A 19,543-nucleotide genomic window follows, 5' to 3' on the forward strand; every position below is an offset into this window, starting at 1 on the left:
GGAAGTTCGCTCCCGAGCAGTCCTTTGAACAGAAGTCTCCTGGTGTGACTTCTCAATAGAAGGAACCGGACACATCGTCCGTTATCTGGAATGAAGTGAGAATCGCTTATTTGGGCATTGAAGCCCCATTGGCGAATCTAATTAGGGTGGTACCACGGCTTTTCGTCCCTTGCGAGGGAGCGGAAAGTCTTTTTTGTGTTTTTTATTTAGGGTGATTAGGGACCTAATTCAGGAGGGATTTCGATGAAAGAGCGGTTAGAAGCTTTGAAACAGGAAGCGCTGCAGGAACTGAGCGGCGTGCAAAGTCAGCAGGAGCTTAACGATTTACGAATTAAGTATATGGGTAAAAAGGGGCCATTAACCGAAGTATTACGCGGCATGGGCGCTTTAAGTGCAGAAGAAAGACCGGTTATCGGTCAAGTCGCAAACGATGTTCGGGCAGCGATCGAAGCGGTTATTGAAGAGAAGCAATCCGCTTATCAGCAGCAGGAAACAGAGAATCGGCTGCGCGCTGAAAGGATTGACGTTACGCTTCCGGGTCGTCCGTCTCAGCAAGGAGCTGTGCATCCTTTGAGTAAGGTCATTCAAGAAATTGAAGATATTTTCATCGGCATGGGTTATACCGTTGCTGAAGGGCCTGAGGTTGAACAGGATTACTATAATTTTGAGGCGCTTAATTTGCCTAAAGATCACCCTGCACGCGATATGCAGGATTCATTCTATATCACAGAAGAAATTCTGATGCGTACGCAAACTTCGCCGGTGCAAGTTAGAACGATGGAGAAACGCAAAGGGGAAGTTCCGATTAAAATTATTTGTCCGGGCAAGGTGTACCGCCGCGATGACGACGATGCGACCCATTCCCATATGTTTACACAAATTGAAGGACTGGTCATCGATCGTAATGTTCGCATGAGCGACCTCAAGGGAACCTTGCTTCAATTTGTGCAAGAAATGTATGGCAAAGAAACGCGCATCCGGTTGCGTCCGAGCTTCTTCCCTTTTACAGAGCCGAGCGTTGAAGTGGACGTCAGCTGCGCGATGTGCGGAGGTGTTGGTTGCCGGACTTGCAAACAAACAGGCTGGCTGGAAATTCTCGGAGCAGGCATGGTGCATCCGCGCGTTCTTGAGATGGGTGGATACGATCCAAAAGAGTATACCGGATTTGCTTTCGGCATGGGCGTCGAGCGGATAGCGATGTTGAAATATGGTATTGAAGATATTCGTCATTTTTACACAAACGATTTGCGTTTCTTGAAGCAATTCTTACATTTGTAAGCAAAAGGAAAAGGAGGGGTTAAGCAATGAAGGTTTCTTATCAATGGTTAGCTGAATATGTAGATGTGACAGGTTTTACAGCTGAGGAATTAGCTGAGAAATTAACCCGAAGCGGTATTGAAGTGGATATCGTTGAAGATCGCAATAAAGGAGTATCACAGGTTGTTGTCGGATTTGTTAAGTCACGCGAAAAACATCCGGATGCGGATAAACTAAGCGTTTGTATCATTGATGCCGGACAAGGAGAAGATTTGCAAATTGTCTGCGGTGCGAAAAACGTAGATGCTGGGCAAAAGGTTCCGGTAGCGATGGTCGGAGCTGTTCTGCCCGGCGGACTGCAAATCAAACGCGCTAAGCTGCGCGGGGTAGAATCTCAAGGCATGATCTGCTCAGCCAAAGAGCTTGGGCTCAATGATAAGCTGCTGCCGAAGGAGATTCAGGAAGGCATTTTGGTTTTGCCGGAAGATACGGAAATCGGCAAATCCGTTCTCGATGTGCTTGCCATCGATGACAAAGTGCTGGAGCTCGATCTTACACCGAATCGCTCAGATTGCTTGAGTATGCTCGGGGCTGCCTATGAAATTGCGGCAATTTTAGGCAGTGAAGTCAAGCTGCCCGACGTTGAAACAGTACTTCAAGCTGCAGGAGCTGCGACTGTGAAAGCTTCTGAGCGCATCAGTGTTAAGATCACTGCAGCCGAACAGTGCTCGCACTATGCCGCTCGTCTGATTGAAGGCGTGCGTGTTGGCACTTCACCGCTGTGGATTCAGAATCGCCTGATGGCCGCGGGAATCCGCCCGATCAATAACATTGTAGACATTACGAATTTCGTTATGCTGGAATATGGTCAACCGCTTCATGCCTTTGATGCAGAGCAGTTGAACAACGGTCACATCGATGTACGGTTGGCGCAGCCAGGTGAAAAGCTGGTTACGCTTGATGATGTTGAGCGTACGCTTGAGCCGCATATGCTGCTCATCACCGACGGAACAACACCGGTGGCAATAGCTGGAGTTATGGGTGGCGCAAATTCTGAAGTGACAGAAGCAACGACACGCATTTTGCTTGAATCCGCTAAATTTGCAGGAAGTTCAGTTCGCCGTACTTCCCGTCAGCTTGGTCTTCGCTCCGAAGCTAGTCTGCGCTTCGAGAAAGAAGTGAATCCGGAAGCGGTACTTCCTGCGTTGAACCGTGCTGCAGCGCTGATCGCCCAGTACGCAGCAGGTCAAGTAGCTGACGGTATTGTAGAAGCCGTAGCGGGCACACATCAGCCGGTTAGCATCGAGCTGGCTGCTGATCGTGTTAACCACTATCTCGGCACTGAACTAACCTTAGCCGAGATGAGTCAAATTATAGAACGTCTGCATTTTGCTTATGAACAAGCAGGTGAAGGCAAGCTGCTTGTTCATGTGCCGAGCCGCCGCGGAGACATCACACGGGATGTCGATTTGATCGAAGAGGTGGCACGTCTTTTCGGCTACGATAACATTCCTACGACACTGATGACCGGTGTGACAACACCCGGATCATTGTCCAAAGAACAGTCGATTCGTCGGATCATGCGGAATCTTCTTACACAAAGCGGACTGCATGAAGTGATTACTTATTCCTTCACACATCCCGATCAAACGACTTCGCTGCCTGGCTTATACCCGGACGCCAAGCCAATCTCACTTGCGATGCCAATGAGCGAGGATCGCAGCCAATTACGCACCAGCTTGCTTCCTCATTTGTTGGATGTAGTAAGCTATAATCGAAATCGAACCATGGATGATGTAGCGATTTTTGAAGTTGGCAAAGTATTTGTCACGGATGAAGCATCATTAACTGCGCTGCCTGAAGAGAAGCTTCTCTTATCGATCGTCCTAACAGGCAAACGACGTCAAGCCCACTGGGCACAGAAATCCGAAGCTGTCGATTTCTATGACATCAAAGGTATTTTCGACCGACTCATTAGCTATTTGGGTATCCAAGGTCTTTCTTACACATCGGCATCACCAGATGGCTTTCATCCAGGACGAACCGCTGAGCTGTCGCTCCAAACGGCGGAGGGCCATCGAGTTATTGGCCGTATAGGCCAATTGCATCCGACGGTTCAACAACAACGAGATCTTGAAGATACCTATGTTCTCGAGGTTGAGGTTGCCCCTATCTTGGCTGCTACGAACGATGTTGTTGTATATAAATTGCTTCCTCGTTATCCGTCCATTGGTCGCGATCTGGCTGTTGTCGTTGATGCTAACGTACCTGTTGGGCTCATGGAACAGTCTATCACTGAGGTAGCAGGTGATTTACTTGAATCCATACAAGTATTCGACATTTATACAGGAGAGCGCCTTGGCGCAAATCGCAAAAGCGTAGCTATCGCTTTAGTGTATCGTCACTCCGAAAGAACGCTGTTAGATGAGGAAGTAACAGAGCTTCATGCTAAGGTTGTTCAAACACTTGAACAGCAATATGAGGCAGAGTTAAGAAAATAGTGGTTTTTTAGCTATAGACGCAGGAAAACAGGCTGGTCTTATCGAAATTACATTCGATAGAACCAGCCTTTCATCTAAGGGAGGATATAACGAGTGAATGCTGAAGACAAAACAAAGATCACAGTTGATATATATGGGAACCAATACAAATTAAAAGCTAGCACCAGTACGAACTATATGAAACGCGTCGCAGAATATGTAAATGAACAAATGTTTCGAATAGCTAAAGGGTATCCTCATCTTGACTCGCAAAAAGTTGCGGTTCTTGCTGCTGTCAACATGGCAGACGACTGCTTCCGTATGAACGAAGTAATGGAAGAGTTAAACAAAATACAAAAAGAACAACAGGCCACGCAAGCGGCATACGATAAATTACAGCAAACGTATAACGAATTGCAGCAGGAGCTGGCAAATAACCAAGAGCAGATGAAAGAACAGGCGGCCAGTATCCAATTCGCCGCGGACCAAGAACTTGAGCAGTTAAAACAGCAGCTTGATCAAGGTAAACAACAACAGGAACAAGTCAAACGACAACTGAATCAAGAGAAGCAGCAGCAGGATTTGTTGAAGCAACAGCTGGACCAAGAAAAAAATCAACATATGCAGCTTAGAAAGCAATTAGAACAAGAAAAGCAACGAACATAACATCGTCAAGCAGCAGCAGGAACAAACTAAAAACAGCAAGAGCAGTTCAAAGAGCAGTTCACACAACAACAGGATCAATTAAAACAAGAACTGGAACAAGGAAAGCAGCAGCAAGATTTGTTGAAGCAACAGCTGGACCAAGAAAAAAATCAGCGCGAGCAGCTTAGAAAACAATTCGAACAGGAAAAACAACAACATAACCTCGTCAAGCAGCAGCAGGAACAAGCGAAGAGCCAACACGAGCAGCTTAAACAACAAATTGAACAAGTTAGAAAAGAATCTGAGCAAGAGAAGCAACAGCACGCGCAGCGTCTTCAATTAGCAATTGAGCAGCATCAAACAGAGAAAGCATCTCTGGCAGAAATCCACTTGCAAGATAAAGAAACTTTATTGCAGCAGCATCAACAAGAGCAAGAGGAAGCTCTTCAGCTTCATTCACAGGACAGGGATATCTTAAACATGCGGCATCAAGAAGAGGTGCATGCGATAAAGCATCAGTACCAAGCAGAAAAAGAAGAGCTTGTCAGACAGTCTCAGGCAGAGAAGGATTCATTAGCAGAAAGATACCGTAAAGAGAAAGAAACGATTACGGAACAATACAACCAAGAAAAAATGGCTTTAACTGAACAGTTCCAAAAGGAAAGGCATGCCATCTCGGCACAATTTAGGGGAGAGATCCAAGGTTTAGCAATTAGAGATCAAGCCGAAAAAGAGTCTCTCGCTGAACTACATCAAAAGGAACTTGAACAATTAAGAAATGAGGCCCAAGAGGAATTAGCGGCCACCGTACAACGATTGGAACAAGATAAAGTGGATGTTATCAGGCAATTTCAAGAACAACATGCCAGCATTTTTAAGGAACTGGACGCTCATAAAGCGAGCATTATTCAGCATTTTCAAGATCAGATTGCTGTTATAAAGGAGAATCATCAATCGGAGAAAAGCGCTCTCACTCAGCGATATGAAGAAGAGAAAGAATTGTTTTCCTCTCAAGCACGCCAAGAAAAAGAAGAGTTGATGCAGCGTAGTTTAATTGATGAGGCACTGCAGAAGGAATTTGACAGCATGAAGGAAGATTATAAAGAACTGCGTGAGGAATACGCGAAGCTTCAAAGTGAGTACAATGAGTGGATCGAGCTAGTCGAGACAGACAGTCCCGGCAGGTAAACCATAGTGACCCTGAATAGTTTAGACTACGTCATGCTGGCCATCATAGCTTTAGGTCTGGTGCTTGGTTACCTCAGAGGATTTATTGCTCAAATCGTCTCACTTGCAGGCTTTGTACTCGCTTATTTAATTGCCCTTTATTTTTATAAAGATTTGGCACGTTTACTTCCCAATGTGGTTTCATTGCCAGCCAGCCAAAATTATCAGAAATATGAGTTTATCGTAAAAGGGTTAAATTTAGATACCTACATCTTGAATGCTTTAGGTTTTGCCATCCTTTTTTTTGGTGTTAAACTTGCCCTCGTTGTCATGGGAAGATTATTAAATAAGCTAGCCAAAACCCCAGGTTTGAACTTTTTAAACCGATGGAGCGGTGCATTATTGGGTCTGGCGGAAGCCTGTCTCATCGTGATTATTGCTGTCAACGTAGGCACGATTATCCCTTCGGAGGGGCTGCAAAAGTTGCTTTCAAGTTCGTCCATTGCACCTTATCTTATCAATGAGCTGCCAAACATGGCTGGAAAGCTTCATGATCTTTGGACATATGCGATTCCCAAATAAAAGCTGCCGATTTCTGTCATCAGAAAAAGGCAGCTTTTATTTGTGTTGTAAACCATTCATCCTGCTCATAATAAAAAACCTTAACAGGGCTTTAACCCCATTAAGGCATTGGCATCATATTTAATCAACAATGAGCATTGTTTTCATATTAGCATGACCGGTTCCGCACATGATGGAGCAGTTGATTGGAAAAGATCCTGCTTTATCGGGTGTGAATGTTGCGGTTTTGTTGCTGTTATCCAAGTTTATTTTAAAATCTTTGATTGCCGCGCCGTGTACACCTTGCGAATTATCAAGTGTAATCGTCACAGGCTCGCCTTTTTTCACATGATATTCGGTTTGGTCAAACTTAAAGTTAGTTGCTTTCAATACGACAGTTTGTCCAGCTGGTTGCGTAGAAGCAGATGGTGTTTTGGTTTCTGCTGCTTTATTATCTTTGCTTCCGCATGCCGTAATAGCAATAACCAGAGCTATTCCCAGCATAAGAACGAGTAATTTTTTCATAGGTACCCCTCCAAAAACTTATTTCTGACTCCCTAATTGTACATGACTGCCTGGAAAAAAACAGTGACAAACTAGTGAAAAGAAATTGTGTCTATGCTATAGAAAAGATCGGTCCGGCGATTATATCCGCAGCAGACCGATCTCTTTTTGGTTCTTAGCACGGGAATCAGTTATTGAAACTGATGATCGTTATCGGTGCTTTTCTCTTTCGGGGAGACCTTGTTCAAAAGGGGTCTTTACCGGAATGAATAAGTCGATGATCCCGATGACTAAGGCGGCTAAAATGGCACCTATCAGACTTGCCGATACGTTAGTCACGACAAATTGAGCTGCCCAGATAACCAACGCACTTACAAGAAAGCCAACGATCCCTCTGCCAAAGGGGGTTATGCTTTTACCGAAGATTCCTTCAATGATCCATGCGGCAACAGCGATAACTAACGCTAGAAAAAATGCGCTCCAGAATCCGCCGACATGAAACCCGGGCACTAACCAGCTGACAAACATCAATACCAATGCGGACACAATAAACCTGACCAGATGTCCAAGAAGATGCATTTCGTGAACCTCCTTCATTTTGTCGAGAGCCTTGGTGTGTTGAAAGGTTGGAATTCCTTTGGCAGTAGGAATAGGTACACAGTATAGTCTATCCATTCGTGCAAAAGATTATATAAGTCAGTAACTTCCATATAATGATTGTCTCCGTAGCTAATCATGCTCCGTTTGGTTTATAATATAGGTTAGAGAAATGAGGTTGGAGACAGTTGAATACAAAAATTATAAAAACATTAGACTATGAGAAGATTTTACATAAACTAGCACATCACGCATCCACTTCACTTGGAAAAGATGCTGTCGAGAAGCTGGAACCTAAAGGTGATTTCGAACTCGTTAAGCTCCGTTTGCAGGCTACTGATGAGGCCGTTAACGTTGAGAGATTGAAGGGCAACGCCCCATTTGGAGGCATAAGGGATATACGTTCCTCTCTGCACCGATCCAGAATCGGCGGGATGCTGAACCCTGTGGAGCTGCTCGATATTTCGACAACGCTGTTTGGCACACGCAGGCTCAAACGGTTTATTCTTGCTGTGCATGAGGAATATCCGATTCCTATGCTTAAAGAACAAGTTGATTTGCTGACCGAAAATAAACAATTAGAGGACAAAATTAACAGCTGCATCGATGAGAATGGGGTCGTTGTGGATGGAGCGAGTCCTGAATTAGGGCGTATACGAAGCGAGCTTCGCACCGGTGAAGGCAGAGTCCGTGAGCGCTTGGAACAAATGATTCGGAACTCTTCCGTTCAGAAAATGCTGCAGGATGTATTAATTACGATACGCAATGATCGATATGTAATCCCGGTTAAATCGGAATACCGTTCCAGCTTTGGTGGTATGATTCATGATCAGTCTGCCTCCGGCGCTACGCTCTATATTGAGCCTGATGCGATTGTTCAACTGAATAACAAAATCCGTGAACTCAAATTTAAAGAGGAAGTCGAAATTGAGAAGATTTTGCGGGCATTGACCGAACTTGTTGCGGAACAGGTTGAACTTCTTGTGTTTGATGTGGATCAATTGGCCGAACTGGACTTTACGTTCGCCAAAGCAGGCTTAGCCAGAGAATTGAAGGCTACAAGGCCAAGATTGAATGACCGCGGATTTATAAAAATCAAACGGGGGAGACATCCGCTTATTGCTGCCGAAGCGGTTGTTCCGTTGGATTTGGAGCTGGGGAATGACTATTCAACGATTATCGTAACCGGACCTAATACAGGCGGTAAAACGGTATCTCTCAAAACGGTAGGCTTGCTTAGCTTAATGGCTATGTCAGGATTATTTGTACCTGCTGAGGAAGGCAGCCAGCTCTGTGTGTTTGATGCTATTTATGCCGATATTGGCGATGAGCAAAGTATTGAACAGAACTTGAGTACCTTCTCCAGTCATATGACGAATATCATTCGTATTTTACGAGACATGACCCCGAAGAGCTTGGTGCTTCTGGATGAGCTTGGAGCAGGGACGGATCCTGCCGAAGGTTCAGCATTGGCGATTTCCATATTAGATTATATACATCAAATCGGTTGTCGGATTATTGCCACGACGCATTACTCCGAGCTAAAGGCATATGCCTATCAAAAACAAGGCACAATCAATGCCAGTATGGAATTTGATATTCAAACGCTAAGTCCCACGTATCGATTGCTCGTTGGCGTTCCCGGGCGAAGCAATGCATTTGCGATTGCAGAGCGACTTGGCTTGTCCCGTCGCATTATTGATCATGCACGCACGCAGGTAGGCGAAGAAGATAAACGCGTTGAATCGATGATCGCTTCACTGGAGGAGAATCGCCTGATTGCGGAATCAGAGCGCCAAATTGCTGAACAGCTAAGGCGGGAAGCAGAAGAGCTGCGCCTATCACTGGAGGCGCAACAGGCTAAGTTTGACGAGCAGCGCGACAAGCTGCTTGAGCGAGCTGAGCGCGACGCCCGCGAGGCTGTCGCCAAGCGCGCCGCGAGGCCGACGAAGTCATCGCGGATCTGCGGCGCATGGCGCAGGAAGAAGCTGGTGGCGTTAAAGACCACAAGCTGATTGAAGCAAGCGCCGTCTTGATCTAGCGGCGCCGGAGCTGCGCGAGAAGCGCGAGGTTCGCGTGGCGAAGAAGCGGCCTGAGCGAATCGAGGCCGGTGATGAAGTGCGCGTGGTGACCCTGGGGCAGAAGGGTCATGTGGTTGAGATCGTTAGTGGTACAGAGGCGACTGTTCAACTGGGGATCATGAAAATGAAAGTGGCGCTATCTAATTTAGAAAAGATCGGCACGACAGCTCAGAAAAAACAGCCGCAACAAGTGGCCACAACTGTCAAACGTACACGAGATGACAATATACGCATGGAATTGGACATGCGCGGCATGAATTTGGATGAAGCGCTTATTGAAGCGGACCGCTTCCTGGATGAATCTTTCTTAAGCAATATGGGGCAAGTTTATTTGATTCATGGCAAGGGGACGGGTGTCCTCCGTACAGGGATGCAGGAGTATTTGCGCCGTCACAAGCATGTAAAAAGCTATCGGATGGGGAATTACAATGAAGGTGGAGCAGGGGTTACCATCGTTGAGTTAAAATAAATTTTGTTCAATTACAAAATTTTTGAAACTCATTCTTTGGGACTGCGTATGTATGTGTATGAACCGGTGATTCATTAAGCATTCGAATTCGAAACACCAATATAATTATTCTTACCAACCTTAGGAGGAAATTAAAATGGGAATTTTCAAAAGATTGCGTGACATGACGATGGCTTCAATCAATGATTTGCTCGACAAGGCCGAAGATCCAGTTAAAATGTTAAATCAATTTTTGCGCGACATGGAAGAGGATATCATGGAGGCAGAATCCGCTGTTGCTAAGCAAATTGCGATTGAAAAGAAATTCAAAATGCAAGTGGAAGAATCCGAAGAAATGGTTACCAAACGGACTGAGCAAGCGATGAAAGCTCTGGAATCAGGCAATGAAGATCTGGCACGCCGCGCTTTGGAAGATAAGAAAGAGCATCAAACACGCTATGACGAACTCAAACATCAATATGACTTGGCCAAAACGAATGCCGATCAGCTTCGCGGTCAATTAACAGAGATGAAAGACGAGTTCACTAAAATGAAGAACAAGAAAGATTTGCTTATTGCACGTGCTGAAACAGCAAAAGCGCAAAAGCAAATCAACCAAGCAATGTCCGGTTTTGGTACGGATAACGCGGCAAAAGGATTTGACCGCATGAGCGAGAAAGTGCTGCAAATGGAAGCAGAAGCACAAGCAAGTGGAGAAATTCGTGCCAAAAACCGAAGCTTAGATGATGAGCTCGATGGGCTTGGCGCAAGCAAAAGTGGTATCGACGATGAATTGGCAGCTATGAAAGCAAAGATTGCTGAAAAAAAACAATCCTAATGTTATACTAAATGTACCTGCGAGAGACTGAGTATACTCAGTCTCTTCTACCATATATAGGGACCTTTAAACGAAGTTTAAAGTCTCTCCGCTATAGGGATCATTAAACGGAAAGCAATCCGTATATAGCTGTGCTTGCTTTTTTTGCCGTGGGTGTGATTGCCCGGGCGGTAGGATTTTTATCCTTAACGATTCTGTCTCCCTACCCTACGTAGTCGGAGCTTGTGTACCTTTACTTCATACATACGCTTGGAGGCTTGAAGAACAATGAAATACTTGTGGGGCACCTTGTTTGCCATTGCATTTGTATTTGTGGCGGCAGGGGTATATTATTTATTGAAATATGCATGAGTGCAAGGAACTGGAGGATGAAGACATGAGCGCCAACGAAGAAGTTATATGTCCATGGTGTCAGACGGAAATCGTCTGGGATCCGGAGATTGGACCAGAGGACGAATGTCCGCACTGCTTTAATGAACTGAACGATTATCGGAGCATTGATCTTAAGGTCAAACAAACAGGCCAACCTCTCCGTTTTGAAGAATCGGAATATGAGGACACCGATGAAGACTTATCCTTGGCTTGGGAAGATTCGGACGAACCACTGGATAAATATGGGGAAAGAGTACAGCATATCTCAGATGAACAAGAAGAAGCACCCGAGTGCTCTAGCTGCCATGAGTTGATGCTTTTGGCCGGTGATGAAGTTACCGACGCGGCTTCCTTCGTTCCGCTTATCCCTAAAACCTTAGGAAATGCCTTTTTAACGGGTCCTTTTACGGTTAATGTTTATGTATGCCCATCCTGCTTCAAGGTTGAGAAGATTTTATCTGATACCGATCGATTGTTGATGGTTGAGCGTATTAAATCATAATTTGATATCAAACCGAGTCCTAAGGGGTTCGGTTTTTCTATATGCTGCCTTATAATTTCACTCGTTTGGGGAAGCTTAACAAGAGCTATTTGAACCATGTGAGAGGTGGGGAGCAGCATGCAGAAGGATCGCAGCAGACCGCGTATTTATTCGGGTGAACGACTCGGACAATCAATAAGCCCCTATGATAAGGAAGCTAGTAGTGCGGCCGTCAATGACAACCTACCCTCCTTAAAAGGGAAGCTGGATGCGCAGGCTATCTTATTGTTAATTGTTAACGCCTTATTTAGTACGGCAAATGCCTTGTCGGGGACATTCGTAGGTGTTTATTTATGGAAAGCTAAGAATGACTACGCTTTAATCGGTTGGTTTACGTTAGTTACCCATTTGACGATGGCACTCACGTTCTGGTTAGCCGGAAAATGGGTGAAGGAACACAACAAAATGAATTGTTTACGAATTGGCGTTTCGGTTTCAGCTGTTTTCTATATGCTTGTGTTGTGGCTTGGGGCTAACAGCATTCATTACTTCGTATGGCTAGGTATGGTCCAAGGCGTTTCATCGGGTTTATTTTGGATCGCATTTAATGTCGTTTATTTCGAGGTGACAGATCCTTACAATCGAGATCGATTCAATGGCTGGGTGGGATTGCTAGGTTCCGGGGCAGGTATTCTGGCACCATGGATTTCTGGGTTTTTGATTGTAAGCTTAGGGGACATGGTTGGATACCGGCTAATCTTTTCAATTTCTCTGGGAATCTTTGTGCTTGGTGTGATCATTAGCTTTTTCTTGAAAAAGAGGAAGACACAAGGTACTTATGAATGGTTTCTCGCTATCCGCTGCTTGCGTCAAAAAGAGACACCATGGAGACGGGTTGCTTTGGCTTTAGTGGCACAAGGGTTTCGAGAAGGCGTTTTTGGTTTCATGATTGGACTTTTAGTATATATTTCGACCTCCAGTGAGGCTAGTTTAGGTAATTTTGTTCTCATCACATCGGCTGTTTCATTGGTTAGTTTCTGGATCGCAGGCAGATATATTAAACCTAAATTTCGGAAGACTGCTATGTTCATAGGCGCTGCTATGGCAGTTGTCGTTATTCTTCCATTCTTCTGGGTGATTGACTATCGAACCTTGCTGATTTTCGGTTTAGGGGCATCTCTCTTTTTTCCAATGTATACGGTACCTATGGTTTCTACGGTGTTCGACCTGATTGGCTCAAAGGAGGATAGCGCAAAGCAGCGGGAAGAATACGTCGTTCTCCGTGAACTTGCCCTTAATGCAGGGCGTGTGTGTGGGGTGCTTCTGTTTATCGCGGTTGTATCGTGGAGTACGGCTCCACTCGTTATCCAAGTGCTGCTTTTGGTGATTGGCAGCTCGACACTCGTTAGCTGGTTTTTTATGAAAAAACAGTTAACCGTAATTAAATCTTGACAACTGAGCCTATCCCTATAAAAATGTGGGTAATGGTTATGGGGAAAAGGAGAGGGAAACCCTTGTCAAATAGAAAAATGGTCAATAGTATCACTGAGCTTATTGGCGATACACCTGTAGTGCGTATCAACCGCTTGGTACAGGACGGCGATGCGGAGCTTTATGTCAAACTTGAATACTTTAATCCAAGCGGCAGTGTAAAAGATCGTGCTGCTTATAATTTGATTGTGCAGGCGGAAAAAGAGGGGTTGCTGCGTCCAGGCTCCACGATTATTGAGCCGACAAGCGGCAATACCGGCATCGGGCTTGCCATGAGTGCCGCAGCCAAAGGCTACAAAGCGATTCTGATTATGCCGGATAATATGACAAAGGAAAGGATCAATCTGCTTAAGGCTTACGGAGCAGAAGTCGTGCTCACCCCTGCCGCGCTTCGAATGCCGGGAGCGATTGCTAAAGCGAAGGAGCTGAGAGATCAGATTCCCGGCAGCTATATTCCTCAGCAGTTTGAGAATCCTGCAAATCCCAACATTCACCGCACAACAACCGCTCTTGAGATATTGCAGCAAATGGAAGGGCGTTTGGATGCTTTCGTCGCTTCGTCAGGCACGGGTGGAACGATTACCGGAACAGGGGAAGTTCTTCGAGAGCATTTGCCTGACCTCCGGATTTATGTCGTGGAGCCTCAGGGTTCCCCTGTACTTTCCGGAGGAGTCCCTGGTCCTCATAAACTCGTTGGCACGAGCCCAGGCTTTATCCCAGCAATCCTCAATACGAGCATATATGACCAAATCGTCCAAGTGTCCGATGAGGACGCTATCCAGACGACCAGAGATTTGGCAACGAAAGAGGGCATTATGGTCGGTCCTTCGTCCGGAGCTTCAGTGTGGACTGGCCTCCAAATAGCGCGTAAGCTAGGGGCGGGCAAAAGAGTGCTTTGTATCGCCCCGGATACAGGCGAGAGATATTTAAGTATGGACATTTTTTAATTCCAGCGAATAAAGGGTTTTCTAGGGTCTTATGGACTCAAGAAAGTCCTTTATTAATTTTTTACAATAAGAAAATTGAATAAAAATTCATAATCGTGTATAATTATAAAAGTAAGTAGTTTCTTCCTGAAAGGTGGATAAATCGTGAAATTAGCCTATGTTAATGAACTGCCAAAGAAAGATCAACTGGATGAATTCATTCAGCTATATACAGAAGAATGCATAACAGTGGGAGGAACAGCTCCTGAGGATTGGCACAAAATCACGGCAGGATGCATCATATCGGTATATGATGAGGATACGCTTGTCGGTTTGGGAAGTATGGAAGATGCTCTCCATATCCATGTTCGTCCTACGTATGAGCATCGTGATATTGAAACAACCGTGCAAAAATTACTGCAAACCACATCCAAATATAGTTTGACTCATGGACAATAAGTTCAGAGGGTAGGCCACTCGGTTTTTCGGGTGGTCTTTTGTATTGGTTTTGGGAGGAAATTTCGGCTATATGAAAATAATCCGCTTCTTAGACATGATCAGTAATTGAATTAGGACAGCAATTCATTGTAAGATTGTAGGATGAACAATAACAATTTCAGGAAGGTAGGTTTAACCATGGATGCTTTGAAGCTTAAAATTCTCGAATTACTGAAAGAAGATGCCCGCAGGAGTGCGGATCTGATCGCCACCATGTTAGGAACGGCGGAGGCCGAAGTGGCGCGAGCGATAAGCGAGATGGAAGCGGATAAGGTTATTGTCAAATACGCGACAGTGGTAAACTGGAGCAAAGTAGATGACGAAAAGGTTACCGCCTTAATTGAAGTGCAAATTACGCCGGAACGCGGCCGCGGCTTTGATGCGATTGCAGAACGGATCTACTTATATCCGGAAGTAAAGTCGGTTTATTTGATGTCTGGGGCATATGATTTGCTCGTTGAAATCGAAGGGAACTCGCTTAAGCAAGTTGCTTCCTTTGTATCTAACAAGCTATCGCCAATTGATCGTGTGCTTTCAACAAAAACTAATTTTATATTGAAAAAATACAAACAAGACGGCATTATATTCGAGGATCAAGAAGATGATCACCGAATGCTCGTTTCGCCGTAAAGAAGAGGGAACGCCATGATCAAAGATGAGATAACGACCCCGCATAATAAGGTAAAGTCGATGCAGGATTATTTGACGCCTGCCGTACGCGAAATCAAGCCATCAGGCATTCGGAAATTTTTTGATTTAGTGAGTAATAGCAAGGAAGATATCATCTCGCTTGGCGTAGGGGAACCAGATTTTTCTACCCCATGGCATGTGCGTGAAGCTGCTGTGCATTCCCTAGAGCGCGGCAGAACCAAGTATACGCCGAATTCAGGAATCCCTGAGCTGCGTGAAGCCATCGCAGCCTATTTGTACAACTCTTTCAAGGTCAAATACGAGCCCTCGGATGAAGTGCTTGTTACGGTTGGGGGCAGTGAAGCGATTGACCTGGCTCTTCGGGCATTGGTTTCCCCGGGCGATGAAATTTTGATTCCTGAGCCTTCTTACATTTCCTATTCTCCCATTACGAGTATAAGCGGCGGTGTGCCTGTAGGGATTGAAACGTTCGCTAAGGATCAGTTCAAGCTGACGGAGAAGTCGCTTCGCGCTGTGCTGACATCACGCTCCAAAATACTAATTCTCTGCTACCCTAGCAATCCGACAGGTGGGATTATGACCTATGAAGATTGGCTTCCGATTGCTAAAGTGGTCGAGGAGCATGATCTAATCGTCATATCCGATGAAATTTATGCGGAGCTGACGTATGGTCAGAAGCACGTGAGTTTCGCAGCTATTCCGGGAATGAGGGATCGGACGATTCTGGTTAGCGGTTTTTCCAAAGCTTTCGCCATGACCGGCTGGCGGATGGGATATGCTTGCGGTCATCCGGAGCTCATTTCGGCCATGACCAAGATTCATCAATACACCGTCATGTGCGCACCCGTCATGGGTCAGGTGGCTGCTCATGAAGCGTTGACCAATGGGCTTGATGAGAAAGATCGCATGATCGAATCCTATAATCAGCGTCGTCGCTTGATTGTCAAAGGGTTCAGAGACATCGGACTTGAGTGTCACGAACCGCAAGGCGCGTTCTATGCATTCCCAAGCATCGTTGCTACGGGACTGACTTCAGACCAGTTTGCGCAGCGATTATTGTTTGAAGCGAAGGTTGCAGCTGTGCCGGGGGATGTGTTCGGTCTGGGAGGAGAAGGCTTCTTGCGCTGCTCCTATGCATACAGCGTTTCTCAACTAAACGAGGCTTTAGAAAGAATAGGAAATCTACTGAGAAAAATGTAACATGATAGACTAAAAAAATATGTTCATTGATGACGAAAACTGGTATCCTTGTAGTAAGGAGGGATGAGCATGGCTTTTTTGGAATATCAACTGTCGACCTATAATAAACATCTTCAAATTCGTGAAAATGATACCGAACAACGTTGGTTGACCAAGCGTGCGAAGAAATTCAACTCCCTCAACTTACTGGAAGAAGAAATTCATTCTCTACGCCGAATGCTCGAGCAAATGGTCCTTGAAGGCAAAGAAATGACATCAGATTCTGTCGTCGAATTAAGTACCATCCTCGACCAAAAAATTAATGAATATATGAATAGAGGTAAAAAAAGTCGGTGAAAACCGACTTTTCTCATGACTATCGATTGCTCTAGACCACCGACGGAGGGATACTTACAAACATGAAAGCGAAATGGCTATTCATTACAATCGTAGGACTCATGATCATTCTTGCTGGCTGCGGCGGGCCGAAACCGGATGTATCCATTTTTATTATGGGACCTAATGGCTATCCAAGCGAAGCAGGGGACAAGCTGGAGCTTTCTCTTAAAGAAAAAGTAGGAGAAACACCGACGGTGAAAGTATTAACATCACCTATATTTTCGATGGAAAAGATGATTGTTGAACTTGCGGCTGGCGGTAATGGTATTTTCATTCTTGCAGAAGATCAGTTCAAATCATTGACTAAACAAGCAGGATTTGTCTCACTGGATGATACTATTAAGCCTGAAGACTATCCGGACGGAGTCATCGAAGTCGCTGAGGAAGGGAAACCTGCCGAGAAGCATTTATACGGTATTCCGCTTACGAACAATAAATGGATGAAAGATCAGGGATTTGAAGGGAAAGGGTTAGTCGCATTTATTCCCCAGAACGCACCGAAGTTGAATGAAGCAAAGCAAGTACTTAAAGCAATTGCACAAAAGTAGCAAGAGGTCTATAATCGACAAAGATGATTATGATCAATTATGCAGCCATAGGTGTTGGCACACTCCTTTACCTTGAGGTGTCACTTAAAAGGGAAGCCGGTTGGAATCCGGCGCGGTCCCGCCACTGTATTCCAGGCAATACGTCTCATTGCCTCGAAAGTCAGGATACCTGCCCATGGTGCTGTCTACGATATCCTTCGAGGAAAAGGATCGCGTTAAATCAGGATGTAACTTTAGGGTTGCTGTATACCGCGATTTATCGTCCCCTTTTGTTCCTTAGGAACAGAGGGGATTTTTTTGTAAGAAGGATTGTAAGATGGATTGTAAGAACGATTGAATGAAACAGGGTTAAAGAAAGGTTGGTACAGGAATGAAAAAGCAAACAATGAAACAAGCACTTTTACTTAGTTTAGCAGTAGCTACAGCGATTAGTCTCGCAGGTTGCGGCAAAAAAGAAACGGAGATCAGCTCACCGGCTAAGCTGGGCGGGGATTCAACCAAAGCACCGGTCACTTCAACCGCTCCATCATCAGCGAAAAAGACGGTGTATCCATTAAAAATAAAGGATGCAACAGGGAAAGAATTTACGTTCGATAAAGCGCCGGAGCGCATTGCATCTGTGTCTCCCGCTGAAACAGAAGCCCTGTTTGCGCTTGGCCTAGAGCCTAATATTGTAGGTGTGTCGGACTTTGATGATTATCCGGATGCAGTTAAAACCAAACCTAAGCTCGGCAGCATTACGAAACCTAATCAAGAAGCGCTGCTTGCTGCAAATGCAGGTGTCGTGTTCACTGGCGTTTCTATGAAAGTCGATACAGTGGAAAAATTACGTGCACTGAACATCAATCTTTTCAAGGTTGAGCCTAAAACATTGGATGATGCGATGAGTAATATTTTAACGTATGGTGTAATTACTGATCATCAGGAACAAGCTGAAAAAATAGTTGCCAAAATGAAAGCAGATCGCCAAAAGGTTGTCGATGCCGTTAAAGATGTGAAGCAAGAAAATAAGAAGAAGGTGTACATTGAATTTAGCGTAGGCTGGACAGTTGGCAGTGGCGAATTCATGGATGAGTTGATTAAGCTTTCCGGTGGGGTCAATGTGGCAGGAGATAAGCAAGGCTGGTATCAAATAAGCGAAGAAAAAGTTATTCAACAAAACCCTGATGTGATTCTCTTTGCTAAAGGGGTTGTCGATGATAAGACCAAGAAGACACTGGACGAAATTATACGTGGCCGCAGCGGGTGGGATGCTATTGATGCGGTGAAGAACAAGCAAGTGGTTGGTCTTGAGCAAAATATGCTGAGCCGTCCAGGGCCTAGATTAACCGATGGTCTCCTCGAAATGGCGAAAGGCATTTATCCCGAACTGGTGAAATAAATGAAAAGAAAATTGATGCTATGGGGAGGAGTAGGGGGTGTACTCCTTCTTCTTTCTATTCTGGCGAGTTTAGCCATGGGAACTGCAAACTTGCCTATAGGGCAAATCGCCAGTATTCTCGCGAAGCACATTCCTTGGGTAGGTAGTCATATTGATGTTAGCTGGCCGCAAAGTTCGGAGCAGATCATAAACAAAGTGCGATTTCCCCGTGTTTTGCTTGGTATTCTTGTAGGGGCATCTCTTTCAGTGGCGGGGGCAGCTTTTCAAGGTGTGCTGCGTAATCCACTAGCCGATCCTTATGCACTGGGGGTATCCTCAGGCGCATCAGTAGGCGCAGCTTTTTTGATATATTTTGGCCTCCGATTCGCATGGTTGGGTCAATGGTCCATTCCAGTAGTTGCATTTGGAACCGGACTTATCTCGTTGTTTCTGGTTCTCAAGCTGGCGCAAATCGATGGGAAGCTGAGGATGGAGACGCTTATTTTATCTGGTGTAGTCATGCAGGCTTTTTTGGGCGCTATTGTATCCTTTATGGTTTCGATTTCCAAACAAGTCATTAATGAAATTATTTTTTGGCTCATGGGCAGCTTGGCGATGCGTGGTTGGTCCTATGCATTCATGATTTCCCCTTATTTAATCATTGGCTTTGTGGTGATCATCAGTTATGCGAGATCGCTCAATTTGCTGGCACTTGGAGAGAGACAGGCTGCTCATCTGGGCGTCCATGTGGAAAGAACGAAGCTTATCGTGCTGATTGTAGCGACTTTCATTACGGCCGCGGCCGTATCGGTAGCTGGTGTTATAGGCTTCGTTGGACTTATTGTGCCGCATTTGGTGCGTCTGTTAGTTGGTCCGGATTATCGGTTGATTGTACCATTGTCCGCGATCGGGGGAGGCATTTATGTGCTTTGGGCAGATACGATTGCGCGTACACTGCTTAGCCCAACGGAAATACCGCTAGGTGTGATTACGGCATTTATCGGAGCTCCATTTTTTGCTTATTTACTCCACAAAGATAAGAAAACGTTAAGAGGTTGAT

General features: G+C 45.2%; 18 protein-coding genes, 1 pseudogene and 1 riboswitch. Of the genes and pseudogenes, 17 read left to right on the plus strand and 2 right to left on the minus strand.

Annotation, left to right across the window (positions count from 1 at the left end; all coding sequences use genetic code 11):
* The first annotated feature begins 243 nt into the window (after positions 1-243).
* The 5 genes from pheS to FU659_RS02955 all read left to right on the plus strand — a co-directional run bounded on the left by pheS (position 244) and on the right by FU659_RS02955 (position 6,131).
* Positions 244-1,278, plus strand: a complete 1,035-nt coding sequence (gene pheS / locus FU659_RS02935) for a phenylalanine--tRNA ligase subunit alpha (protein ID WP_147946171.1) — start codon at positions 244-246, stop codon at positions 1,276-1,278.
* A gap of 26 nt (positions 1,279-1,304) precedes the next feature.
* Positions 1,305-3,758 (plus strand): phenylalanine--tRNA ligase subunit beta, encoded by a 2,454-nt coding sequence (gene pheT / locus FU659_RS02940; RefSeq protein WP_147946172.1) that lies wholly within the window; start codon positions 1,305-1,307, stop codon positions 3,756-3,758.
* Positions 3,759-3,851: 93 nt separating this feature from the next.
* Complete coding sequence (locus tag FU659_RS02945; RefSeq protein WP_147946173.1) at positions 3,852-4,403, plus strand: cell division protein ZapA; 552 nt, start codon at positions 3,852-3,854, stop codon at positions 4,401-4,403.
* A 120-nt stretch (positions 4,404-4,523) separates the two neighbouring features.
* Positions 4,524-5,570, plus strand: coding sequence for a hypothetical protein (locus FU659_RS02950; RefSeq protein ID WP_147946174.1), 1,047 nt, complete (start codon positions 4,524-4,526; stop codon positions 5,568-5,570).
* A 6-nt stretch (positions 5,571-5,576) separates the two neighbouring features.
* Positions 5,577-6,131, plus strand: a complete 555-nt coding sequence (locus FU659_RS02955) for a CvpA family protein (RefSeq protein WP_261807575.1) — start codon at positions 5,577-5,579, stop codon at positions 6,129-6,131.
* 120 nt (positions 6,132-6,251) lie between these two features.
* Here FU659_RS02955 and FU659_RS02960 read toward each other — a convergent pair whose 3' ends face one another.
* Positions 6,252-6,635, minus strand: a complete 384-nt coding sequence (locus FU659_RS02960; protein ID WP_147946175.1) for a cupredoxin domain-containing protein — start codon at positions 6,633-6,635, stop codon at positions 6,252-6,254.
* A gap of 189 nt (positions 6,636-6,824) precedes the next feature.
* The gene (locus FU659_RS02965) at positions 6,825-7,193 is read right to left on the minus strand and encodes a phage holin family protein (protein WP_147946176.1); all 369 of its coding nucleotides are present in this window, start codon (positions 7,191-7,193) and stop codon (positions 6,825-6,827) included.
* Positions 7,194-7,399: 206 nt separating this feature from the next.
* Between FU659_RS02965 and FU659_RS02970 the strand changes: the two are divergent.
* The 12 genes and pseudogenes from FU659_RS02970 to FU659_RS03025 all read left to right on the plus strand — a co-directional run bounded on the left by FU659_RS02970 (position 7,400) and on the right by FU659_RS03025 (position 19,542).
* Positions 7,400-9,761: pseudogene (locus tag FU659_RS02970) on the plus strand (endonuclease MutS2).
* 136 nt (positions 9,762-9,897) lie between these two features.
* On the plus strand, positions 9,898-10,578 hold the full coding sequence (locus FU659_RS02975) for a PspA/IM30 family protein (RefSeq protein WP_147946177.1): 681 nt from the start codon (positions 9,898-9,900) through the stop codon (positions 10,576-10,578).
* Between the two features lie 376 nt (positions 10,579-10,954).
* Positions 10,955-11,452, plus strand: a complete 498-nt coding sequence (locus tag FU659_RS02980) for a hypothetical protein (RefSeq protein ID WP_147946178.1) — start codon at positions 10,955-10,957, stop codon at positions 11,450-11,452.
* A 117-nt stretch (positions 11,453-11,569) separates the two neighbouring features.
* Positions 11,570-12,883, plus strand: a complete 1,314-nt coding sequence (locus tag FU659_RS02985) for an MFS transporter (protein ID WP_147946179.1) — start codon at positions 11,570-11,572, stop codon at positions 12,881-12,883.
* Positions 12,884-12,921: 38 nt separating this feature from the next.
* A complete protein-coding gene (gene cysK / locus FU659_RS02990; protein ID WP_147946180.1) occupies positions 12,922-13,869 on the plus strand; it encodes a cysteine synthase A in 948 nt (315 codons plus the stop codon).
* A gap of 144 nt (positions 13,870-14,013) precedes the next feature.
* The gene (locus FU659_RS02995; RefSeq protein ID WP_147946181.1) at positions 14,014-14,307 is read left to right on the plus strand and encodes a hypothetical protein; all 294 of its coding nucleotides are present in this window, start codon (positions 14,014-14,016) and stop codon (positions 14,305-14,307) included.
* A 177-nt stretch (positions 14,308-14,484) separates the two neighbouring features.
* Positions 14,485-14,976 carry an Lrp/AsnC family transcriptional regulator gene (locus FU659_RS03000; RefSeq protein WP_147946182.1) on the plus strand — a complete coding sequence of 164 codons (492 nt, stop codon included), beginning with the start codon at positions 14,485-14,487 and terminating at the stop codon, positions 14,974-14,976.
* 15 nt (positions 14,977-14,991) lie between these two features.
* A complete protein-coding gene (locus tag FU659_RS03005; protein ID WP_147946183.1) occupies positions 14,992-16,197 on the plus strand; it encodes an aminotransferase class I/II-fold pyridoxal phosphate-dependent enzyme in 1,206 nt (401 codons plus the stop codon).
* 69 nt (positions 16,198-16,266) lie between these two features.
* Positions 16,267-16,533, plus strand: a complete 267-nt coding sequence (locus FU659_RS03010; RefSeq protein WP_147946184.1) for an aspartyl-phosphate phosphatase Spo0E family protein — start codon at positions 16,267-16,269, stop codon at positions 16,531-16,533.
* Between the two features lie 62 nt (positions 16,534-16,595).
* Positions 16,596-17,123: a type 2 periplasmic-binding domain-containing protein gene (locus tag FU659_RS03015; RefSeq protein WP_147946185.1), complete on the plus strand. Its 528-nt coding sequence runs from the start codon at positions 16,596-16,598 to the stop codon at positions 17,121-17,123.
* Between the two features lie 32 nt (positions 17,124-17,155).
* Positions 17,156-17,314, plus strand: a riboswitch (cobalamin riboswitch).
* 179 nt (positions 17,315-17,493) lie between these two features.
* Positions 17,494-18,504 (plus strand): ABC transporter substrate-binding protein, encoded by a 1,011-nt coding sequence (locus tag FU659_RS03020; RefSeq protein ID WP_261807576.1) that lies wholly within the window; start codon positions 17,494-17,496, stop codon positions 18,502-18,504.
* A complete protein-coding gene (locus FU659_RS03025; protein ID WP_147946186.1) occupies positions 18,505-19,542 on the plus strand; it encodes a FecCD family ABC transporter permease in 1,038 nt (345 codons plus the stop codon).
* Position 19,543: the final 1 nt, after the last annotated feature.

This window comes from Paenibacillus sp. N3.4, assembly GCF_008017805.1.
Lineage (GTDB): Bacteria > Bacillota > Bacilli > Paenibacillales > NBRC-103111 > Paenibacillus_E.

Coding starts and splice junctions, on each gene's coding strand:
- pheS (WP_147946171.1), top strand. CDS start 244: ATGAAAGAGCGGTTAGAAGCTTTGAAACAGGAAGCGCTGCAGGAACTG.
- pheT (WP_147946172.1), top strand. CDS start 1,305: ATGAAGGTTTCTTATCAATGGTTAGCTGAATATGTAGATGTGACAGGT.
- FU659_RS02960 (WP_147946175.1), bottom strand. CDS start 6,635: ATGAAAAAATTACTCGTTCTTATGCTGGGAATAGCTCTGGTTATTGCT.
- FU659_RS02965 (WP_147946176.1), bottom strand. CDS start 7,193: ATGCATCTTCTTGGACATCTGGTCAGGTTTATTGTGTCCGCATTGGTA.
- FU659_RS02975 (WP_147946177.1), top strand. CDS start 9,898: ATGGGAATTTTCAAAAGATTGCGTGACATGACGATGGCTTCAATCAAT.
- FU659_RS02980 (WP_147946178.1), top strand. CDS start 10,955: ATGAGCGCCAACGAAGAAGTTATATGTCCATGGTGTCAGACGGAAATC.
- FU659_RS02985 (WP_147946179.1), top strand. CDS start 11,570: ATGCAGAAGGATCGCAGCAGACCGCGTATTTATTCGGGTGAACGACTC.
- cysK (WP_147946180.1), top strand. CDS start 12,922: ATGGGGAAAAGGAGAGGGAAACCCTTGTCAAATAGAAAAATGGTCAAT.
- FU659_RS03000 (WP_147946182.1), top strand. CDS start 14,485: ATGGATGCTTTGAAGCTTAAAATTCTCGAATTACTGAAAGAAGATGCC.
- FU659_RS03005 (WP_147946183.1), top strand. CDS start 14,992: ATGATCAAAGATGAGATAACGACCCCGCATAATAAGGTAAAGTCGATG.
- FU659_RS03010 (WP_147946184.1), top strand. CDS start 16,267: ATGGCTTTTTTGGAATATCAACTGTCGACCTATAATAAACATCTTCAA.
- FU659_RS03015 (WP_147946185.1), top strand. CDS start 16,596: ATGAAAGCGAAATGGCTATTCATTACAATCGTAGGACTCATGATCATT.
- FU659_RS03020 (WP_261807576.1), top strand. CDS start 17,494: ATGAAAAAGCAAACAATGAAACAAGCACTTTTACTTAGTTTAGCAGTA.
- FU659_RS03025 (WP_147946186.1), top strand. CDS start 18,505: ATGAAAAGAAAATTGATGCTATGGGGAGGAGTAGGGGGTGTACTCCTT.